A 19,734-nucleotide genomic window follows, 5' to 3' on the forward strand; every position below is an offset into this window, starting at 1 on the left:
CTCCCTCAGAACGATGAATTATCGCCTCATTGAAACGAAGAATCGTTGATGCACCCTCACTTATAATTTCATTCAATGTTGAATCATGTATTTCGAATGCAATGTTCATTTTTTTTCTACACACAACATTTAATATACATCTGATGTCTTTCGGGGAAGTTTTGCCCCCCAAATCCTTTATAAGAAAATATTTCGTTACCTTCTTCACCACATTTTTACCGAAACCTTACGTGGTAATCTCTAGCTTACGAGTACGTATGTGCAAGAAATACATATCTTTTTGGTTAGAGTAGACCAAGATCCCACTCTCTGCAATAAAAAATTGTTCGGTGATATAATTAGTTAGATTATGCGCAAATATCCGTGTTATGCATCAGTTGTATAACTTGCAATTTCAATAATCTTTTACTGGTGTGTTGAGCCGATTCTTCTGTCCCTTAGGCTCTTTTCAGTCGTATTCTGCGAAATAACCCGTGTTATACAACTGATGCACAAATTACAAATTATTGACCTTAAATCGAAAACAATGAATAATACCAATACATTCAATAGTGCCGATTTTGCCCAGTTTCTACTCAAAACTCATATTGCCCGGCAAGGGAAAGAAAAATTCATGGTTATCTGTAAAGAGGTCAAGTCGGCTTTTGACTCTTCTTGGATATTTTACTTAACACAATAATGCACTGGATAAACCGCTGATAATCATGTTATTAGACGCAAAATTTAAATGAGCTTCAGCACCAAATTTAAAAATGCCTAGCTGAAGCCCAAATGTAGACTGGACACTTGTCATTGAAAGCCGTACTGACACTTGAAGAAATAAAAGGTTTTGTTGATAGTCGAAGTTAATCCGGGTGATTGAAGACGGTTTCATTTATTATTCCAAAGGCTGGACTGAAGTGCCACCAGTGGGTTTTCTCCATGTTGATGAGCCGCCGGGCGATGTCCATATCAAATACGGATACATCAATGGTGATGAGTATTATGTTCTTAAAGTAGCCTCGGCTTTCTATAATAACGCAGAGCTCAACCTCCCCGTCAACAATGGTGTAATTCCCGTGTCTAGTCGCCAGTCGGACGGGATTGAGTACATTTTACTCGATGAAGGCTGGCTGACCGATATTCGCACTGCCGCCGCAGGGCAGTTGCCGCGAAGTATCTGGCGAATAGGAAGATAGATACCATTGGAATCGTCGGATCCGGTGTGCAGGCAAGGTTGCAACCGGAACTGTTACGGGATGTTGTTGATTGCGATAAATGTCTGGTATGGGGGTGGATGATTTCGGGAAGCAGGAGTTGGCTTCCGAGCTTTTGGCCAATGCAGACCGTGTTGTTGCAGATAGCCTTTCTCAGTGTGTCGATCACGGTGAGTGTTATATGGCTATCCAAGATAATCAGATTAATGAAAATTCCATACTCGAAATATTTGATATTATTCAGTTTCCTGAGAAAGGGCGGACACATGAGGATCAGATCACAATCGCAGACCTGACTGGGGTTGCAGTACAGGATATTCAGGTGGCTAAGTTCGTTGTGAAGGCACATCAACAATATAACGAAACAAGGAATAAGTAATGACAACGCTACCGGATTTCAGGTTAGAAACGCACTTTTCTAAGTGGGAATTCAAAGCAAAATATCACATGACGGCTTCAGATGCTGAAAGCATGTCAATGCGTGATTTATTAGCTATGGCAACACCAGAGGAGCGAGAAGCCTTTGAAGATATGTGGCTTGGGTACACGGAAACCTTTGGTGCACCGAATCTACGTGAGACCATCGCGACGCTCTATGACAATCGCAGCGCTAATGAAGTGCTTTGTTTCGCAGGTGCGAGTGAAGGGATATTTGCAGCCAATTCTGTGATACTCGATAAAGACAGCCACGCTATTGTAGTCACCCCAAATTACCAATCACATGAAACATTACCGATGGCTATTTGTGAAGCCACTGGTGTGCCCTTAGAGCCCGATAACGGCTGGTCGCTCGACATAGACCGGATCGCTGACGCGATTCGTCCAAACACTAAGCTGGTGACGATTAATTTTCCGCATAATCCAACCGGTGCTATTTTGCCGCTTGGCCGCTATCAGGCACTCATTGAGCTCTGCCGAAAACATGGTATTTATATTCTTCATGATGAGATTTTCCATGGCCTTGGCCAAACCGGAACGCAGCATCTACCCTATGTGGCTGATGAATATGAACGGGGATTGTCCTTGAATGTGATGTCTAAAGCCTACGGATTGCCAGGACTTCGAATCGGCTGGATTGCTTGTGCTGACAAGGAAGTGATATCGAAGATGGAGCGAATGAAGCACTATCTTTCCATTTGCAACTCTGGCCCAAGTGAACGCTTAGCAGAAATTGCATTGCACAATCGCGAGAAGCTACTCAAGCGAAATTGTCAGATTGTTGATGAGAATTTACTCAAATGGGATGGATTTTTTGAGCGTTATCCAAAGCTGTTCGACTGGCAGCGCCCTGATGGCTCCTGTATGGCCTTTCCCAGATACAAAGGATCTGAGGGTGTGGAAACGTTTTGTCGTTGTTTGGTTGAAGAAAGTGGTATTTTGTTTTTGCCAAGTACCATTTACAGATCGGAACTGAGTGCAACACCTACAGACCGCTTTCGTCTTGGTTTCGGTCGCAAAGGCCTTGATGAAGGCATTGCCGTCCTTAACGCCCATATGAAGAAATACCTTTCATGAGTGCCAGTTTTTCTTTCGACATAAAATGATAACTACCGTCTAAGAAGACCAGTTCACTCGGACAGAAAAAAGCGACTTTCGTTCCTCGTATTGCTTTTTTACCGTCGGTGATTTGCAGCGTTAAGTATCAAATTAAAATCTCACAGGAGACAAATTTATCAACAAATTATTCTATGTGATATTGTCCAGCATATTGATGACTACTTCAGTTTACAGTGCCGATACTTTTATGCTCAACATTCAATGGGGGAAATTTAAGGATAGTACGAAACCGCACCAAGACTTTGAACCCCGCTTTGTTCTTCTTTTATCAGAATAAATTTGTTACTTATGGTGTGAATTGCGATTTGATTATGCGTAAACCATAATATGTTTTTCATTCTTAGGAGTATTCTCAGTGGTAAAAAATTTACTCAATATCCCACCCCGTCTCGAAATTGCCAGAACCAAAACACCTCTTCATAAACTTGAGCGATTAAGCCACCAGCTCGGAGTGGAGATCTATTTAAAACGGGATGACCTGACAGGCTCTGAGCTGTCAGGTAACAAGGTACGAAAACTCGAATTTCTGTTAGCCGACGCCAAAGCCAAGGGGGCTGATACGGTTATAACGTGTGGAGGGGCACAATCCAACCATTGTCGTGCTACCGCTCTTGCCGCAGCAAGGTGTGGTTTAAAATCCGTATTACTGCTCAGAACTGCCGATCCTGCTCACCCCCCTGAGGTAGAAGGCAACATTCTCCTCGATAAGATGGCTGGGGCCGAGATAGTATGGATTACACCAGAAGAGTATGCGAACCGGTTTGACAGATTTGAACAGGAAAACTCACGGTTGCAGCAACTGGGTCGCACACCTTACATCATTCCAGAGGGAGGTTCCAATCACATTGGCTCTTGGGGATATGTTCTCGCGATGGATGAAATTACGACAGACATGAAAAACCTAAAGATTGATGAAAATCAAGACACGACTGTCCTGTCAGCCACCGGATCAGGAGGCACCACGGCCGGTCTTTTGCTCGGCAAGAAAATGCTTGATGTTGGTGTCAATGTTGTTGGTGTCAATGTCTGTGACAATGAAGAATACTTTGTTAACGAAATTTATCGTATTTGTGAAAAATTTTGTCTCACATATCAAGTAGACATCTCTGTTGCAAAAGATGACATCTGTATTGTCGATGGCTATGTCGGAGATGGTTACGCCCTTTCGAGAAAAGAGGAACTGCAGGCTATCTATGATCTGGCGAAGCTTGAAGGAATCGTTCTTGACCCTGTTTACACCGGCAAAGCATATTACGCCATGATCAGTGAAATTAGCAGAAACAAACAGGCCTTTGGCAAACGAGTGATTTTTGTTCACACAGGCGGGCTGTTTGGCCTCTTCCCGGTGGCAGATCAGCTGACCCCCCTTTTTTAATTGATCGCCAATTTTCGTAGCATATTTCAACCATCGCAGCATGTGCTGTTTATACTTCAATCTCAACACTAAGGAGAAGAAATGAAAAGACTTAGATCAGTGTTTATCATGATTTTGGCAACCCTTGTAATGGGGATAGTTACCTGTGCCAATGCGTCGACAATTGAAGAGATTATGAAACGTGGTGAATTACGTGTGGCCGTTCAGGCCCAGGGCCCCCCTTTTAGCTTTATTGACAAACATGGCGAGAGAACAGGGAGTTCTGTTGAGTTTTGTAAACTTATGGCTGAGGAAATGGGGGTTAAAGTCAAGTTTCTTGATTTTGACTGGGACGGTCTGATTCCCGCTCTGTTAACAGGCAAAGCAGATATCCTTGCCGCGGATATGACCCCAACATTAAAGCGGGCGCTGAAGGTATCTTTTACCAAGCCTTTTGTTATTTCTACACAGGTTATGTATGTCAAGGCAGATTCTCCATATACAACTATCGAAGAACTCAACAAACCGGAAATAACAGTCGCTGGACTCCTGGGCTCAGCCTATACAGAAACTGCCAAAAGAGTCTTGCCAAAGGCAAACCTTAAAATGTTCAAGGGCGGCGGAAACATTGCTATGAGCGCTGTTATCAACGGCCATGCAGACGTTTCCGTTGTGGATGAGAGCAACTATTTTGCTCTGACCAGCAACTATCCCCCCGAATCATTCAGAGTATTTCCCAATAAGCTCTCATACGACCCTCTCTCGTTTGCTGTACGCCCAGATGACAGCCACCTGCTGGAGTGGGTTAATCTTTTCTTTGACTGGATTAAGGCTGATGGCAGATACGAGCAAAACATGAATTACTGGGTGAATTCTACGGACTGGAAGAAAGATCATTAATCTTTCTTTTCTAAACCCGGGGAGCACATTTAGAAACTCTCCGGGCTTGTCTTGTTTATCTCAACAGACCATCACGTTATATGTTAGAAAATTTCAATTTCAGGATAATTATAGAATATTTCCCACTGTTTATGCAAGGCTTGTGGGGGACAGTTTCCTTAAGCTTTTTTTCTCTGATTGGCGCTCTGCTTATAGGTCTTATCGTTTGTGTTGCCAGAGTATCAAGAGTAAAAATATTTTCTATCCCTGCTATAATATTTACGGAGGCAGTCAGATCGACCCCGCTTCTGATGCAGCTCTTTTTCTTATATTTTGGCCTGCCCAGCCTTGGCGTACGACTCGGTGAGGTCGAAACGGGTATTATCGCCCTGTCGGTCAACAGTGGGGCCTACATCGCAGAAATTATACGAGCCGGGGTCATGAGTGTCAGCCAGGGGCAGATTGAAGCAGCCACTTCATCAGGACTCAATTTTATTCAACGCCTGCGTTATATTGTCATGCCCCAGGCCATCGGGGTCACTATTCCAGCACTCTTAGGACAAATGATCGTCTTGGTAAAAGACAGTGCTCTGCTCGCCCTTATTTCCGTTCTTGAAATCACCAGAGCTGCCCAGCTTCTCGCATCGGAGCGATTTATGCCAGCAGAAGGATTTTTTACTGCGGCCTTAATGTATTTGTTTCTCTATTATATATTGAAGTGGATCTCCAGTTACTGGCAGAAACGCCTCATCTACACACAGGCATAAGCAATGCAGGAATTTTATATAAACAGTTTAATCGACTCGCTCCCGTTTTTTTTCAAAGGTTGGTTTATCACCCTTGAATTATCGGGGATAAGCCTGATAACTTCGACCATTGGCGGCCTGATTCTTGGTGTTTTGAAATATCTCCGTATTCCAATAATTAAATATATAGTCGCTGGTTATGTTGACCTGATTAGAGGGACGCCTTTTCTTGTTCAGATTTTCATAATATTCTTCATCCTGCCCGAGTGGAATATCAACCTGGAGGCCTTCGCCTCAGCAGTTCTGGCCTTGACTATCTATGGCATAGCGTATATCTGCGAAATTGTATATTCAGCCCTGGAAACAATTTCTAAAGGCCAGGTGGAAGCAGCCACGTCAAGCGGCCTCAACCTCTTTCAAACATTGAGATATGTTATATTACCGCAAGCGTATAGACCCATTCTGCCGCCTCTGGTTGGCCAGTATGTCCTTATGGTGAAAGACACCGCGATCGTTTCTGTAATAGGTTTAACTGATATAACCAGGGTCGGCTGGCTGACGGTTCAGCGTATTCCGGATGGTATCCTTGTTTTTGGCCTGGTTGGCATTTTTTATTTTGTGACCTGTTATCCCATGATCCTCCTTGCCAACCACCTTGAGCGGAAATTCACTATACAAAGTAGTAGTCTATAGCAACCAAACAGCAATAACTAAAAGAAATTGTATGATAAAATTTGATAATGTTAATAAATGGTTTGGCTCCCATCATGTCTTGAAAGATATTGATCTTGAAGTGCCAGAGGGTAAGGTCGCAGTCATCTGTGGACCGAGTGGTTCTGGCAAGTCGACGCTGATCCGCTGCATTAACAGGCTGGAAAAGATTCAGTCAGGAGAAATCTTTGTTGATGGCACAGCCGTTCACGGCAAAAATAAACTGACCGAGCTGAGAGCTGAAATAGGCTTTGTTTTTCAACAGTTTAATCTCTATCCCCACATGAGCGTGATCGACAACATTACCCTTGCCCCTACCAAGGTGAAAAAGATGGATATGAACCAGGCAAAAGAACTTGCCCGCGAGCTTCTTGTCAAGGTCGGTATTGAGGAGAAGGCTCACGCCTATCCTGTTCAGCTCTCCGGGGGACAGCAACAGCGTGTTGCTATTGCAAGAGGGCTGGCTATGAACCCCAAAATAATGCTTTTTGACGAGCCTACATCAGCTCTTGACCCGGAGATGATTAATGAGGTGCTGGAGGTAATGGTCAAACTTGCAAAAGATGGAATGACTATGGTTGTCGTCACCCATGAAATGGGTTTTGCAAAGGAAGTAGGCGACTCTATCGTTTTTATGGATGATGGGGCGATTGTAGAACGTAACAGTCCCGCGACTTTTTTTACCAACCCCGAACATGACCGTACCCGCCAGTTCCTCAATAAAATATTACCCTGACACCAGCTCATCGCCCAAGAAAGCAAAGCAATAGATACAATCTCTTAGCAATCCTCGGAATGAATTCCATTGAAATAACGACGGGCTCTTATGACCAATTGAAAAATATAACTGATAATTAAAGGGGTCATTAAAGGGGGCAAGTCGGCTTTTGACTCTTCTTGGATATTTTAATTAACACAATAATGCACTGGATAAACCGCTGATAATCATGTTATTACGCGCAAAATTTAAATGAGCTTCAGCACCAAATTTAAAAATGCCTAGCTGAAGCCCAAATGTAGACTGGACACTTGTCATTGAAAGCCGTACTGACACTTGAAGAAATAAAAGATTTTTTGATATTCCGCAGTTGATCCGGGTGATTGAGGACGGTTTCATTTATTATTCCAAAGGCTGGACTGAAGTGCCACCAGTGGGTTATCTCCATGTTGATGAGCCGCCGGGCGATGTCCATATCAAATACGGATACATCAATGGTGACGAGTATTATGTTCTTAAAGTAGCTTCGGCTTTCTATAATAACGCTGAGCTCAACCTCCCCGTCAACAATGGTGTAATTCTCGTATTTAGTCGCCAGTCGGGTGGGGTTGAGTACATTTTACTCGATGAAGGCTGGCTGACCGATATTCGCACTGCCGCCGCAGGGCAGCTGCCGCGAAGCATCTGGCGAATCGGAAGATAGATACCATTGGAATCTTCGGATCCGGTGTGCAGGCGAGGATGCAACTGGAACTGTTACGGGATGTTGTTGACTGCGATAAATGTCTGGTATGGGGGTGGATGATTGCGGGAAGCAGGAGTTGGCTTCCGAGCTTTTGGCGAAGGCAGACCGCGTTGTTGCAGATAGCCTTTCTCAGTGTGTCAATCACGGTGAGTGTTATATGGCTATCCAAGATAATCAGATTAATGAAAATGCCATACTCGAAATATTTGATATTATTCAGTTTCCTGAGAAAGGGCGGACACATGAGGATCAGATCACAATCGCAGACCTGACTGGGGTTGCAGTACAGGATATTCAGGTGGCTAAGTTCGTTGTGAAGGCACATCAACAATATAACGAAACAAGGAATAAGTAATGACAACGCTACCACCTTTCCTAAGTGCCAGGTTTTCTTTCAACAAAAATTGATAACTACCGTCTAAAAAGGTCAATTCACCCGGACGGAAAAAAGCGACTTCCGTTCCTCGTATCGCTTTTTTACCGCCGTTGATTTGCAGCATTAAGTTTCAAATTAAAATCTCACAGGAGACAAATTTATCAACAAATTATTCTATGTGATATTGTCCAGCAGATTGATGACTACTTCGGTTTACAGTGCCGATATTTTTATGCTCAAGCTGGTTTGATCAACTGGATGAGCCAGAATTCTACTGTCTCGATGCTGCTGGCAAAGGAGACCACGTAAGGGTTGATGATCCAGTTCAGGTCCATACATGTAAAACTGGCCAAGGGTACCTTTTATATGAGACAGCGAGCACAAAGACACCATTCCATAGCCAAGGTTTCTGATCCGGTTCACTATCTCCGTTTGGGTATCTGCATAACGGCAAATGTTAGACCAACCCTCACGGAAGATTCCATATCCTGAGCACATTCAAACCTTGTGGCGCGCGCCTTGTACAGTTTTCCGAGATGCTCTACCTTCCGACCTGCCGGGTCAGGGCTGTTCTTCCTGTAGAAATTCATTTCCAGGGCATATATTTCAGATTTTGATTCACTGCAATATACGACGAGGTAGTGTAGCTCGTTGATAAATACCCACGCGCCGAAGCTAAACCGGGGCAGCGCCGACCAGCTGTGTTTGAAGTTGAATGTGTAACTTAAACTCAGTGAACTTTTATCTTGCCCAAAGGGTCCACTCTATGCCACAAGTCTCAATCTATGGATGGATTAAGGACTTCGAAAATCCAGGAACAGCTCTGCCAGTAAATGGAAACAGCCAAACAGGAGCAACGCTCATTTCGGCACGATACATGCAGAGAGTTTATGTAACATAGAAACGGCGATCTGTAGCATCGAAGCACGGGGCTCCCCCATCGTCTAACCAATCAACCCATGTAGGGAGGAAAGAATGAAAAAGTTTAGATTACTTGTCGGTCTAGCGTTGATCTCAACCTTGACCATTGCACCTAACGCCTTTTCAGCACGAGAAAAATTTGGCGCTGACAAACGCCATGATGAGGTTAAAAAAGAACTCCGAACCATCAAACCCTCCACAGAAGAATTTAAATGGAAGATGGTTATGCCCTGGTCTAAAGGATTATTGTTCTATGATATGGCTCAGCATTTTGCTGATTCTGTCGCTCTTGCCTCAGGTGGTCGCCTGGAAATCAAACTTTTTTCTGCCGGTGAGCTGGTTGGTGCCATGGAGAGCTTTGATGCAGTTTCAAAAGGTCAAGCCGATATAGGTCATGACTGGCCAGGTTACTGGAAAGGTAAGAATGAGGCATTTGTCGCTTTCGCTTCAGTGCCCATGGGACTGGATACGGAAGGCTACAACATCTGGCTCTATGAACGTGGCGGCCTGGAAATGATGCAGGAACTCTATGGTCGATATAACCTGTTCGCCCTGCCCGGTGGCAATACCGGACAGGAGCTTGGTTTATTCTCCAATAAAAAAGCCAGCACCATAGCCGATTTCAAAGGTATGCGTGTTCGAACAGCTGGCTGGTATATGGATATTCTGACCAATCTTGGTGCCAGCGTTACCCCACTGCCCGGTGGCGAAGTGTATCTTGCGCTTGAGCGTGGTGTCATTGATGCTGCCGAATTCAGCAGCCCGGCAATGAACTACCCAATGGGTTTTGATGACATCACTAAATATGTTATCCAGCCTGGTGTGCATCAACCATCTTGCCAGAGTGCATTTTTCATCAATAAAGATTCTTATGCAAAACTTCCTGCTGATCTGAAGTGGATTATTGATATCGCCGCCAAGGAAACCCAGCTCTGGTCAACAGCCTGGCAGGAAAACCTTAACGCCGAGGCAGTTAAACTATTCAAAGAAAAAGTTGAATTTGTCACAATGGACGATGAGACTATCAATGAATTCGCCACAGCGTCGCACGACTACCTGGAAAGCCTGAAGGCAAAATATCCTGACGTCAAAAAAGTTCTTGATAGTCAAGATGAGTTCAAAGCCTTCTTTGCCGACTGGCGTAAAGAACGTGGTGGCATAGTACCCTGGCCGCATGAGCAATTTATCAAAGGTCAACATCGACAGTAGAAAAACCATGCGGGGATCTTGGGGTCCCCGCATTTTTTATCACTATCCTGCACAAGCCACCATGTATGTTATAGAATGAGGTTTTTATGATGAAGTTAGATAGTGCGATCGACACTCTCAACGAAAAGATCGGATTTTACGGGTCGTATCTGGTATTGCCACTCATTGCCGTAGTAGGCTGGGAGGTCATGATGCGCTATGGCTTTAATGCGCCGACATCCTGGGCCTTTGAAATGACTGTTTTCCTTTACGGTGTTCATTACAGTATTGCCTTAGGATATGCCCACAAACACAACACTCACGTTGCAATCGATGTCTTCGAATCTCGCCTGTCAGAGAGATCGCGAACGATTTTACGTATTTGTACCAACGTGGTCCTGTTTCTTCCGGCAATTGGTCTGCTGACTTTTTATACCAGCCAACTGGCTTTCTTCTCATGGCGGCAGTGGGAACATGCTTCAAGCTCCTGGGCACCTGCTCTCTACCCATACAAAACAATCATGGCGATTGGTTTTATCTTACTGTTACTGCAAGGGATCGCTAAACTCATCCAAGATATCCGTTCGCTGAAAGAAATTCATTAATCCCTGCCTTTTGATCCTGGAGAAAAGACACCAATGAGCGTAGAAGTCATCACAATACTCATGTTCGCAACCCTGATGGGTTCCATTGCTTTTGGACACCCATTAGCGATAACACTTGCTGCAGTTGCCACTTTTTTCGGCCTGCTGACTAACGGCTTCGATGTCCCCGCCCTGATTGGCCTCTTTGCCAACAATGCCTGGGGAGTATTTCTTAATTATACCCTGGTTGCCATCCCCCTGTTTATTTTTATGGCCCAGATCCTTGATCGATCCAAGGTCTCAGAGGGACTTTTCGAAGCCCTCTATATCGTTCTTGGTGGACTACGAGGCGGCTTGGGAATGGCAGTCATTGTTGTTTCAACAGTTTTTGCCGCAACAACCGGAATCGTTGGCGCCTCGGTTGTCGCCATGGGTCTGATGGCAGGCCCAGCTCTACTCAAGCGCGGTTACGACAGATCTCTCTCTGCTGGTATTATCTGCTCCTCGGGTACGCTTGGCATCCTCATTCCACCATCTATAATGCTTGTGGTCTATGGTGGACTGACAGGTCAGAAAGAGACCTCTGTCGGTAATCTTTTTGCCGCGGCCATCCTGCCTGGTCTGTTGTTATCAGGTCTATATCTGTTGTATGTTGGCATTCGCTGTTATTTCAATCCCAAGATCGGTCCACCGATCCCAGCGGCCGACCGTACTGCAACCGTCTGGGAAAAGACGGTCATGACCTTGAAGAATTTTGTGCCCCCCTTTGGTCTAATTCTTACCGTTATGGGAACAATTTTAGCCGGAATTGCCACTCCGACTGAAGCGGCTGCTCTTGGCTGTGTAGGTGCCTTAGCCCTCGCTGCCGCAACCCGTAAACTGACCTGGGAGGTCATTACCCTGGCCTGCGTATCTACCGCTCAAACCACGGCCATGATCATGGCTCTGTTCATCGGTGGTAAATTCTTCTCCGTGGTCTTTTTGAGCATGGGAGGAGGTGATGTTGTAGCTGATGTACTATTAGGAATGGATGTCAATCCCTACGTTGTCTTCACAATTATGATGGCGGTTGTTTTCTTCATGGGTATGTTTATCGACTGGGCCGCGATATTACTGGTCGTGGTACCGATTTTCACCCCCATTGCAATGGATCTTGACTTCAATCCGCTCTGGTTTGCCATGATGGTTTGTATTAACCTGCAGACCTCGTTTCTGACCCCTCCTTTTGGATATTCGCTCTTCTATTTCAAGGGTGTAGCACCAGCGGAATACTCCATGGGCGATGTATACAAAGGAATACTGCCCTTCGTCGCTATACAGATCTTGGGGCTCGCGATGCTCGTAGTCTTCCCACAGATTATCACCTATCTTCCTGAGCTTTTCTTCGGTAGATAGTCATATTGTAACTCTGCGTGAACAAGGAGATAGTCACTCGTCATATCCAACCTAAGTGACGAGTAACTATCTCCTTTCTTCTTCTGTCTTCCTTAGTTTTCCTCAGCCATCCGACACACAGTTTTCAAGTATCCTTCCCCAGCCTGGTTCAATACAATCGCCATGATGTCTTGAAGTTCTGGTTCACGCCTTCGCAACTGACAGGCGACAGAACATCCTCAGCCAGTCCATACCCAAAAGCCCTTTCGCCTGGACCAATCACTTTAGCCCCAATATTTCATCTGTCTGCAGGGTGAAAAGAGAATTTGAGCGCAAGTGGTCTTTCGGTACAAACTGTACCCGACAGCATTCACAGATAACCAAGCTTTACCAAATGATATTATTTTACATATAGAAATAAGAACAGATTGTTCATGAAATTTTGGGGTTGGTTCAATAATGATTTTTTTTACAACTGAGTAATAATTTCAGCTGTCTATTTCTCCTCAAACAGAGTATATCTATGTATCATTTTAAATACATGTAGACAATATGATACACAAGGCCATGACAAACCAGATATCATCCTCTCCAAAGAGTCTGTTGTTCCAACAACAGAATCTCCTGACCAAAAGCCAACAGCTCGAGTCTCTGCAACTTATTTTCAATCAGATTCATGCCGGTGCCTGTGTAACTGATGCAGAGGGCATAATTACCCACTTCAATGAACCCTATGGCAGATTCCTTGGTGTTGTTCCCTCAGAACAAATAGGCAAACATATAAAGGACGTGGTGGAAAACACCCGGATGCATATCGTTGCAAAGACAGGTCAGGCAGAAATCAATGCCAGTCAATCAATACGTGGCGAGAATATGGTGGTCCAGCGAATTCCCATCAAGGAGAATGGTAAGGTGATTGCCGTCTTTGGTCTGGTTATTTTTAAAAATATTAACGAGCTCAGTCGTCTCGCAAAAAAACTCTCAGAGCTTGAGTCACAGGTTAAATTATACCAGAAGCAACTCAACTCAATGCGTTCAACCCGGTACTCTTTTGACAGCATCATCGGCGAAAGCAAACCACTCCTTCGTCTCAAAAAAGAAGCCTTGCAAGCCGCGGTAACCGACCTCTCTGTGTTGATATCCGGGGAATCTGGCACCGGCAAGGAACTCTTTGCACAATCTATCCACAACGCCAGTCCGCGCAGGGTACAACCCTTCGTCCAACTGAACTGTGCGGCCATACCAAAGGATTTGCTGGAGGCTGAACTGTTTGGTTATAGTAAAGGGGCCTTCACTGGAGCAAAATCAACAGGTAAACCCGGCAAGTTTGAACTGGCTGATTCAGGTTCACTTTTTCTCGACGAAATCGGGGATCTCCCCCTTGAGATGCAGCCTAAACTGCTTCGCGCTCTGGAGGAAAAAGAATTTGAACGGGTGGGCGGCAACAGACTTATCCATTCCGACTTCAGACTCATTGCTGCGAGCAATCAGGACCTGGAGGGGATGGTTGCGCGAGGCGAATTCAGAGCGGATCTTTTTTACAGATTAAATGTGGTGGCCTTACACGTTCCGCCATTGAGAGAAAGGGCGGACGATGTTGTCTGTCTGGCAAACTATCTATTGCAAAAAATTGCCTGCAAAACATCGCAGCCGCCGGCGACCTTAACACCAGCAGCCATAACTCTGCTCAACAAGCATACCTGGCCAGGAAACGTGCGGGAGTTAAAGAATGTTATAATGAGAACCATGGCGACCCTGGCCGGCGATCAGATTACTCCGGCCGATCTGCCATTCTACCTGCACCGGGACAAGGAGACGAAAGGCACAGGCCAGAGTTCACTGCTCAAAGAAGTGGTCGCCAGGGCGGAAAAGCTTGCAATCAAAGACGCGTTAAAGATGACCGGCTACCATAAAATCAAAACGGCAGAACTGCTGGGTATCCATCGAACACTGCTGTATAAGAAGATTGCCAAGTACAATATTTCTCTCATTCCCAGCTAGTCAACCATGGACTACAGCTGTATTCCCATGGCCTCTGGGAAGAAGATCCTGCTGTCCATAAGGCGAGGAGGGTTCCTGATAACAGGGGTGAAATCCATGTGGTCAAGAACATCCTTCTGCAGATCTATTCCGGGCGCAATTTCTGTGAGTTCAAGGCCCTCTTCGGTAAGCACAAAAACGCAACGCTCAGTAATATAAACGACCTTCTGCTCTCTTTTAACCGCATAAGTGCCACTAAAGGTAACATGTTCCACCGTTCCCTTAACAAATTTCCTTGCTGTGCCCTCCTGGTCGATCTGCAATTGACCGTCCGCCACAGTCACCTTCAAACCACCAGCGGTAAATGTGCCAAGGAAAATAACCTTTTGAGCGTTTTGGCTGATATTGATAAAACCACCCGCCCCTGCCAGATTACTGCCGAACTTACTGACATTCACATTTCCTGCCATATCTGCCTGGGCCATACCGAGAAAAGTGATATCGAGACCGCCACCATCATAGAAATCAAACTGATAGGGCTGATCAATGATTGCCTCGGTATTCGTGGCGGCACCAAAGCTGAGTCCTCCCGCGGGGATTCCGCCAATAACGCCTGGCTCTGCGGTCATAACAATCTGCTCGATCACTCCTTCTTCATTTGCAACGTCCGAAACCCCTTCAGGCATGCCAATACCAAGGTTCACGATATCACCTGATGTAAGTTCAAACGCCGCACGCCTGGCAATCACTTTTCGCGGGCCAATGGCCATGGGCCGCAATGATTTCACGGGTACTTTAATCTCACCGCTGTAGGCAGGATTGTACTGCACACCAAATGTCTGCCAATGATTTTCCGGCTCCGAGACGACGACATAGTCAACAAATATCCCCGGTATCTTGACCTGACGCGGGTTCAAGGTTCCAATATCTGCGATACGCTCGACCTGAACTATTATTTTTCCACCTGAGTTCCGGGCAGCCATGGCTATTGCCAGCACCTCAAGAGTCAGTGCTTCTTTCTCCATGGTCACATTTCCGGCCGGGTCAGCGGTGGTGCCACGCAGAAGCGCTATATCTACTGGCAGAGTTTTGTAGGAGAGATATTCTTCTCCATCAAAGTAAATCAACTCAACCAGATCCTCTGTGGTGACGGCGTTTATTTTACCTCCGCCATTTCGTGGATCAACAAAGGTGCCAAGACCTACGGCACTGATGGTTCGGGGCTTTTTGGCAGCTATATCCCTGAACATAGTAGAAATAATACCCTGTGGCAGGTTGTAGGCAACAATCTTGTTCTCAACCGCCAGTTTTTGCAGTTTCGGAACCAATCCCCAATGGCCACCAATAACCCGGGCAATCATCCCTTCGTGGCCGAGATGGTTCAGCCCCCTCATCTTTCCGTCCCCCTGACCGGCGGCATAGATAAGACTCAAATCACGGGGTTCGCTGGTTTCAAGAAACCGCTGTTCAAGGGCAATTGTCAACTGTTCAGCAAAGCCTGTTCCTACAAAACCTCCGGTGGCTATTGTGTCTCCATTTCTTATGACTGCAACGGCGGCGGCTGCAGAAACGACTTTATCTCTATTTAATTTTCTTGGCTGGCTTTGAACCTGCTTGATCTTCATTCGTCGTCCCGGTGTTTTCTAATATTATTCGACAGTCTGTCTGCTGTTCATGACTGAGGAGTCACAGAGCAATACGATACAGATGTGCGATGCGCTTATTCCAACACCTTATGAGCAATAAGTATGCCGAAAGCAGGATAGAGCAGAAAAAACGGTAATATGTACAACGGGGATAAGGAGCAGATGGCGTAAAGATTGCAATGCCACAGGTCTTAGTAGAATATGCCCTCAGGATAATTACGTTTTCATCCCGAGAAAATCTTGAACGTTTTGATTTTTACGACATTACTTAAGGTTAAAAAATGCTGACGATAAAAGAATCCGTGGCCGTTATTACCGGTGGAAGTGGTGGTATAGGTAAGACTCTGGCCGAGTACTGGCTCAAAGAAGGTGGCAAGGTAGTCATTGCAGATATTCAACAAGAGGCTCTCCAGGCAACGGCAATGGAACTCAGAGAGATAAGCGATCAAGTCACCTCCATTGTCACTGACGTGACGAAGGAGGAAGACTGTGCTGCACTTGCACACTATGCCATTGAGAAATTTGGTGCCATCAACATGGTCGCCCCCTTTGCCGGCATAACAGGAGATGGTTTGATGATCAAAACTGATCGCCAGACCGGCAAAGTTACCGGAAAAATGTCTCTTGAACAGTTTCAGAGGGTCATTGACATCAACCTGACCGGAGTTTTTCTCACAGTACGGGAGTGCGTTGAACAGATGATAAATCACGACTGCAAAGGATTAATCTGCCTCGTCTCTTCTACTGGATCACTGGGAACAGCTGGTCAGATTAATTACTCATCTTCCAAGGCAGCCATGGCAGTAATGCCAAAAGTGCTGACCGCCGAATTTTTCAGACGTAATATCGCCGATAAAATCCGATGTATGGCAGTGGCGCCAGGTTATGTCGGCACACCTATGGTTAAAAATATCGACGAAAAGGTGATAGGGAAAATAATTGAACAGGTGCCTATTGGTAGATTGATAGACCCCGAAGAGGTAATTTCTCTGGTACTGGAACTCTACAGAAACGAAGCTATGGCTGGTGAAACCGTATTCATCCACGGCGGCCTGCGACTTGGTTCCAAAGGGTAATTTGTTGGGTAAAGCATTTCTTACATGGAGAAAAAAATGAAAGATGTTGTGATTGTAAATGGCAGCAGGACTGCCATCGGAGCATATGGCGGCACCCTGAAATCCACTCCAGTTGTGGATCTCGGGGCCGCAGTGTTAAAGGGAACCCTGCAAAAGTCCGGGTTGCGGCCGGTTGCCAGTGACCAGTGTATCAAATTTGGTGCAGACAGTATCCGTGATGCTGGACAGCTTGAGCTTGAGCGAAAATATTGTGACTATGACAGCAATCTACAGCCTGTTGAGATAGACCAGGTGATCATGGGCAATGTCCTTGGTGCCGGCCAGGGGCAGAATGTTGCCCGGCAGGCAATGATCAGGGCGGGAATTCCAAAGGAGACCAGTGCGACCTCCATCAACAAGCTCTGTGCTTCTGGGATGGAGGCTGTGGCTCTTGCGGTCCAGGCGATCCGCTGCGGCGATGCCGATGTTATTATTGCCGGAGGTATGGAAAATATGAGCCTTGTGCCATACGCCCTGCCCGCCGCACGCTGGGGCCAGCGTATGGGCGACGGCCAGATGGTCGATCTTATGGTCTACGACGGGCTGTATGAGATGTTCTATGGCTACCACATGGGAATGACCGCGGAAAACATCGCTGAGAGATATGGTATCTCCCGCGGAGAACAGGACGAATTAGGCGCCCTGAGCCACCAACGTGCCATCGCAGCCATTGCGAAAGGGTTTTTCACAGATGAGATTGTACCGGTGCTCATACCCCAGCGTAAAGGCGAACCACTCAGTTTTGCCATAGATGAGCGGCCCATGGAAACCAGTGTCGAAAAAATGGGTAAACTGCGACCGGCTTTCAAAAAAGATGGCACTGTCACTGCCGGAAACGCCTCAGGTCTCAATGATGCGGCAGCGGCCTTGCTCATTATGTCTGCGGACAGGGCAAACGAGCTTGGATTAAAGGTGCTGGTCAAAATCAAGGCCCATTCCTCCGCAGGCCTTGATCCGGCCTATATGGGGCTGGGGCCAATTCCTGCCGTCCGCAAGATTCTGCACAAACACAACCTCTCTATCAACGACTTTGACAGTATTGAACTCAATGAGGCCTTTGCAGCTCAGGCCATTGCCTGTATGCGTGAGTTGGGATGCGATATAGAGAAAACGAATGTACTTGGAAGTGGGATTTCTTTAGGTCACCCAATCGGCTGTACCGGTGCCCGAATTCTGCTTACTCTTATGAGTCAGATGAAACGAGAAAATCAGGCGATGGGTCTTGCTTCTCTTTGTATTGGTGGTGGTCAGGGCATGGCTATGGTACTTGAAAATGTTTCCGGCTAAATTTCTGGTACAAGGCAATTTTCTGTTCTCAGAAAACAATGGAACGCCTTGCTGATTCTATAGGAGCGATTTACAGCCTGCAGGCAGGAAGCAGGCTGTAACTTGATGATTACTCAAAACGTATACGCCGGGTAATGGCAGCTATGAACTCCAGAGGGTCAAAGACCTGAGAATTCTTTTTATTCTTTCAATGGCTCTTCTTCAAAGCTGTACAGCATGGTTTCCGTCCTCTGACGTATTTGATCTTGGAATTCGCAAATGTGTTACGGATAATTTATCGAAGTCTCCCACTGGTCGCTTATCTGTGACAGGTTTTCTACCCCCTTCTTATCCTCCGGCTTTATCCGTACCTGATGATGAACCCTGCCCAAAAAAACATGGGATAAGTTCAGTCACCAAATGAAAATTTCTACTTCACGAAAAACTGGAGTTGTGACGCCATTTGATGATCATCTCGATGAATGCCTCATCGATCAACCCTTCTTTTGTGCGCATTTTCAAGACACATGCCCAGACCCGGCCCGGGATAAGTTCCTTAACAAGATCAACAGATCTCTAAGGCACTAAAAACTTCGGCACAGCCCCGAATATCCACCCTGGGCAGGACGTAAAAATATCCGCTGTCCAAAAACAGGCCATCTGCCACCAGTGCATGCCGGTGGAAATGCCAACGTGGGTAATCTACAACAGTATGCTTTTCGCGGTGAAAGTCTGGATTTACATGACAATACCGGGGAGCCCGTGCTGTTGGCCCAATACCGTTCTCAGAAGTTTTGGGATACTTTTTGAGGCACACTGGCTCAGTTTCCCACGCAATTTCCCGCTATAAAGAAAGAATTTCTAATATTCTTTGGTATACTGAAGGCATATTGCCGGTGCGAAACAGGATTCAACGCAGCAAAGTTCGAATTCAGCAGTTGCCAGAGTGGTGATTCTTGCGGATTTCTGGGGTGATATATCGTTGTCTGACTGTTTATTTCCATTGCAGCACCTGAGAACACAAGAAGGTGCTACAATATTTACAGAGAGTATCTTATATTTTTCCCTTCATCATCGGCCTTGCAAAGGCTTCTATGGGAAATATTGTGTAGCTGGAGAGCAAGAGAGATCGATTGTGCTTCACTTTTTTCCAACCAGAAAATGCACCGAATAAATCGGTGATTTGCAGCGCTAACTATCAAATTAAAATCTCACAGGAGAAAATTTATGAACAAATTATTTTATGTGATATCGGTAGGTGTCAAGATAGTTTTCGCCTCATTTGCTCATTTACAAAGATTAATTTGGCATCCTTGTAATAATCCGCTTCAGCAAAAGCCAACTCTTCCGACGAACATCCAGTTGGGGCCCATTCTCA

Annotated in this window: 16 protein-coding genes and 2 pseudogenes; 16 read left to right on the forward strand and 2 right to left on the reverse strand. The window is 45.7% G+C overall.

Features of this window, described 5'->3' with window-relative positions:
• The first annotated feature begins 899 nt into the window (after positions 1-899).
• From FCL48_RS25300 to FCL48_RS25590, 10 genes and pseudogenes are all read left to right on the forward strand, one after another.
• Positions 900-1,178: a hypothetical protein gene (locus FCL48_RS25300; RefSeq protein ID WP_240744962.1), complete on the forward strand. Its 279-nt coding sequence runs from the start codon at positions 900-902 to the stop codon at positions 1,176-1,178.
• A gap of 79 nt (positions 1,179-1,257) precedes the next feature.
• Entirely contained in the window at positions 1,258-1,575 is a 318-nt protein-coding gene (locus FCL48_RS25585) for a hypothetical protein (protein ID WP_240744964.1), read from the forward strand.
• Positions 1,575-2,711, forward strand: coding sequence for an aminotransferase class I/II-fold pyridoxal phosphate-dependent enzyme (locus FCL48_RS24240; protein WP_136876610.1), 1,137 nt, complete (start codon positions 1,575-1,577; stop codon positions 2,709-2,711). The genes FCL48_RS25585 and FCL48_RS24240 overlap by 1 nt, the downstream gene beginning before the upstream one ends.
• Positions 2,712-3,108: 397 nt before the next feature.
• The gene (locus FCL48_RS24245; protein ID WP_136876612.1) at positions 3,109-4,128 is read left to right on the forward strand and encodes a D-cysteine desulfhydrase family protein; all 1,020 of its coding nucleotides are present in this window, start codon (positions 3,109-3,111) and stop codon (positions 4,126-4,128) included.
• Between the two features lie 81 nt (positions 4,129-4,209).
• Positions 4,210-5,007 carry an ABC transporter substrate-binding protein gene (locus FCL48_RS24250; RefSeq protein ID WP_136876614.1) on the forward strand — a complete coding sequence of 266 codons (798 nt, stop codon included), beginning with the start codon at positions 4,210-4,212 and terminating at the stop codon, positions 5,005-5,007.
• Between the two features lie 80 nt (positions 5,008-5,087).
• Positions 5,088-5,753, forward strand: a complete 666-nt coding sequence (locus FCL48_RS24255; protein ID WP_136876616.1) for an amino acid ABC transporter permease — start codon at positions 5,088-5,090, stop codon at positions 5,751-5,753.
• Between the two features lie 3 nt (positions 5,754-5,756).
• Complete coding sequence (locus FCL48_RS24260; protein WP_136876618.1) at positions 5,757-6,425, forward strand: amino acid ABC transporter permease; 669 nt, start codon at positions 5,757-5,759, stop codon at positions 6,423-6,425.
• A 31-nt stretch (positions 6,426-6,456) separates the two neighbouring features.
• Positions 6,457-7,179, forward strand: a complete 723-nt coding sequence (locus tag FCL48_RS24265; protein ID WP_136876620.1) for an amino acid ABC transporter ATP-binding protein — start codon at positions 6,457-6,459, stop codon at positions 7,177-7,179.
• A gap of 406 nt (positions 7,180-7,585) precedes the next feature.
• Positions 7,586-7,889 (forward strand): annotated as a pseudogene (locus tag FCL48_RS25310) (ornithine cyclodeaminase family protein); the annotation flags it as partial.
• 54 nt (positions 7,890-7,943) lie between these two features.
• Complete coding sequence (locus FCL48_RS25590) at positions 7,944-8,261, forward strand: hypothetical protein (protein ID WP_240744968.1); 318 nt, start codon at positions 7,944-7,946, stop codon at positions 8,259-8,261.
• Here FCL48_RS25590 and FCL48_RS26040 read toward each other — a convergent pair.
• Positions 8,209-8,406, reverse strand: a complete 198-nt coding sequence (locus tag FCL48_RS26040) for a hypothetical protein (protein ID WP_371418696.1) — start codon at positions 8,404-8,406, stop codon at positions 8,209-8,211. The genes FCL48_RS25590 and FCL48_RS26040 overlap by 53 nt on opposite strands.
• A gap of 851 nt (positions 8,407-9,257) precedes the next feature.
• On the opposite strand from FCL48_RS26040, the gene FCL48_RS24275 reads away from it, so the two are divergent.
• The 4 genes from FCL48_RS24275 (at position 9,258) to FCL48_RS24290 (ending at position 14,350) form a co-directional block, all read left to right on the forward strand.
• On the forward strand, positions 9,258-10,412 hold the full coding sequence (locus FCL48_RS24275; protein ID WP_136876622.1) for a TRAP transporter substrate-binding protein: 1,155 nt from the start codon (positions 9,258-9,260) through the stop codon (positions 10,410-10,412).
• An 86-nt stretch (positions 10,413-10,498) separates the two neighbouring features.
• Positions 10,499-10,996 carry a TRAP transporter small permease subunit gene (locus FCL48_RS24280; protein WP_136876624.1) on the forward strand — a complete coding sequence of 166 codons (498 nt, stop codon included), beginning with the start codon at positions 10,499-10,501 and terminating at the stop codon, positions 10,994-10,996.
• Between the two features lie 33 nt (positions 10,997-11,029).
• On the forward strand, positions 11,030-12,370 hold the full coding sequence (locus tag FCL48_RS24285; RefSeq protein WP_136876626.1) for a TRAP transporter large permease subunit: 1,341 nt from the start codon (positions 11,030-11,032) through the stop codon (positions 12,368-12,370).
• A 546-nt stretch (positions 12,371-12,916) separates the two neighbouring features.
• On the forward strand, positions 12,917-14,350 hold the full coding sequence (locus FCL48_RS24290; protein ID WP_136876628.1) for a sigma-54-dependent Fis family transcriptional regulator: 1,434 nt from the start codon (positions 12,917-12,919) through the stop codon (positions 14,348-14,350).
• A gap of 17 nt (positions 14,351-14,367) precedes the next feature.
• Here the strand turns inward: FCL48_RS24290 and FCL48_RS24295 are convergent.
• Positions 14,368-15,954: pseudogene (locus tag FCL48_RS24295) on the reverse strand (acyl CoA:acetate/3-ketoacid CoA transferase); the annotation flags it as partial.
• Between the two features lie 302 nt (positions 15,955-16,256).
• On the opposite strand from FCL48_RS24295, the gene FCL48_RS24300 reads away from it, so the two are divergent.
• Positions 16,257-17,051 (forward strand): SDR family NAD(P)-dependent oxidoreductase, encoded by a 795-nt coding sequence (locus FCL48_RS24300; protein ID WP_136876632.1) that lies wholly within the window; start codon positions 16,257-16,259, stop codon positions 17,049-17,051.
• A 36-nt stretch (positions 17,052-17,087) separates the two neighbouring features.
• Complete coding sequence (locus FCL48_RS24305; RefSeq protein ID WP_136876634.1) at positions 17,088-18,377, forward strand: acetyl-CoA C-acetyltransferase; 1,290 nt, start codon at positions 17,088-17,090, stop codon at positions 18,375-18,377.
• Positions 18,378-19,734 lie beyond the last annotated feature (1,357 nt).

The organism is Desulforhopalus sp. IMCC35007 (assembly GCF_005116575.1).
In the GTDB taxonomy this organism is placed as follows: Bacteria; Desulfobacterota; Desulfobulbia; order Desulfobulbales; family Desulfocapsaceae; genus Desulforhopalus_A.

Coding starts and splice junctions, on each gene's coding strand:
- FCL48_RS24290 (WP_136876628.1), top strand. CDS start 12,917: ATGACAAACCAGATATCATCCTCTCCAAAGAGTCTGTTGTTCCAACAA.
- FCL48_RS25590 (WP_240744968.1), top strand. CDS start 7,944: ATGTCTGGTATGGGGGTGGATGATTGCGGGAAGCAGGAGTTGGCTTCC.
- FCL48_RS24305 (WP_136876634.1), top strand. CDS start 17,088: ATGAAAGATGTTGTGATTGTAAATGGCAGCAGGACTGCCATCGGAGCA.
- FCL48_RS24300 (WP_136876632.1), top strand. CDS start 16,257: ATGCTGACGATAAAAGAATCCGTGGCCGTTATTACCGGTGGAAGTGGT.
- FCL48_RS24280 (WP_136876624.1), top strand. CDS start 10,499: ATGATGAAGTTAGATAGTGCGATCGACACTCTCAACGAAAAGATCGGA.
- FCL48_RS24250 (WP_136876614.1), top strand. CDS start 4,210: ATGAAAAGACTTAGATCAGTGTTTATCATGATTTTGGCAACCCTTGTA.
- FCL48_RS26040 (WP_371418696.1), bottom strand. CDS start 8,406: ATGCTGCAAATCAACGGCGGTAAAAAAGCGATACGAGGAACGGAAGTC.
- FCL48_RS24260 (WP_136876618.1), top strand. CDS start 5,757: ATGCAGGAATTTTATATAAACAGTTTAATCGACTCGCTCCCGTTTTTT.
- FCL48_RS24285 (WP_136876626.1), top strand. CDS start 11,030: ATGAGCGTAGAAGTCATCACAATACTCATGTTCGCAACCCTGATGGGT.
- FCL48_RS24265 (WP_136876620.1), top strand. CDS start 6,457: ATGATAAAATTTGATAATGTTAATAAATGGTTTGGCTCCCATCATGTC.
- FCL48_RS25585 (WP_240744964.1), top strand. CDS start 1,258: ATGTCTGGTATGGGGGTGGATGATTTCGGGAAGCAGGAGTTGGCTTCC.
- FCL48_RS24240 (WP_136876610.1), top strand. CDS start 1,575: ATGACAACGCTACCGGATTTCAGGTTAGAAACGCACTTTTCTAAGTGG.
- FCL48_RS24255 (WP_136876616.1), top strand. CDS start 5,088: ATGTTAGAAAATTTCAATTTCAGGATAATTATAGAATATTTCCCACTG.
- FCL48_RS24275 (WP_136876622.1), top strand. CDS start 9,258: ATGAAAAAGTTTAGATTACTTGTCGGTCTAGCGTTGATCTCAACCTTG.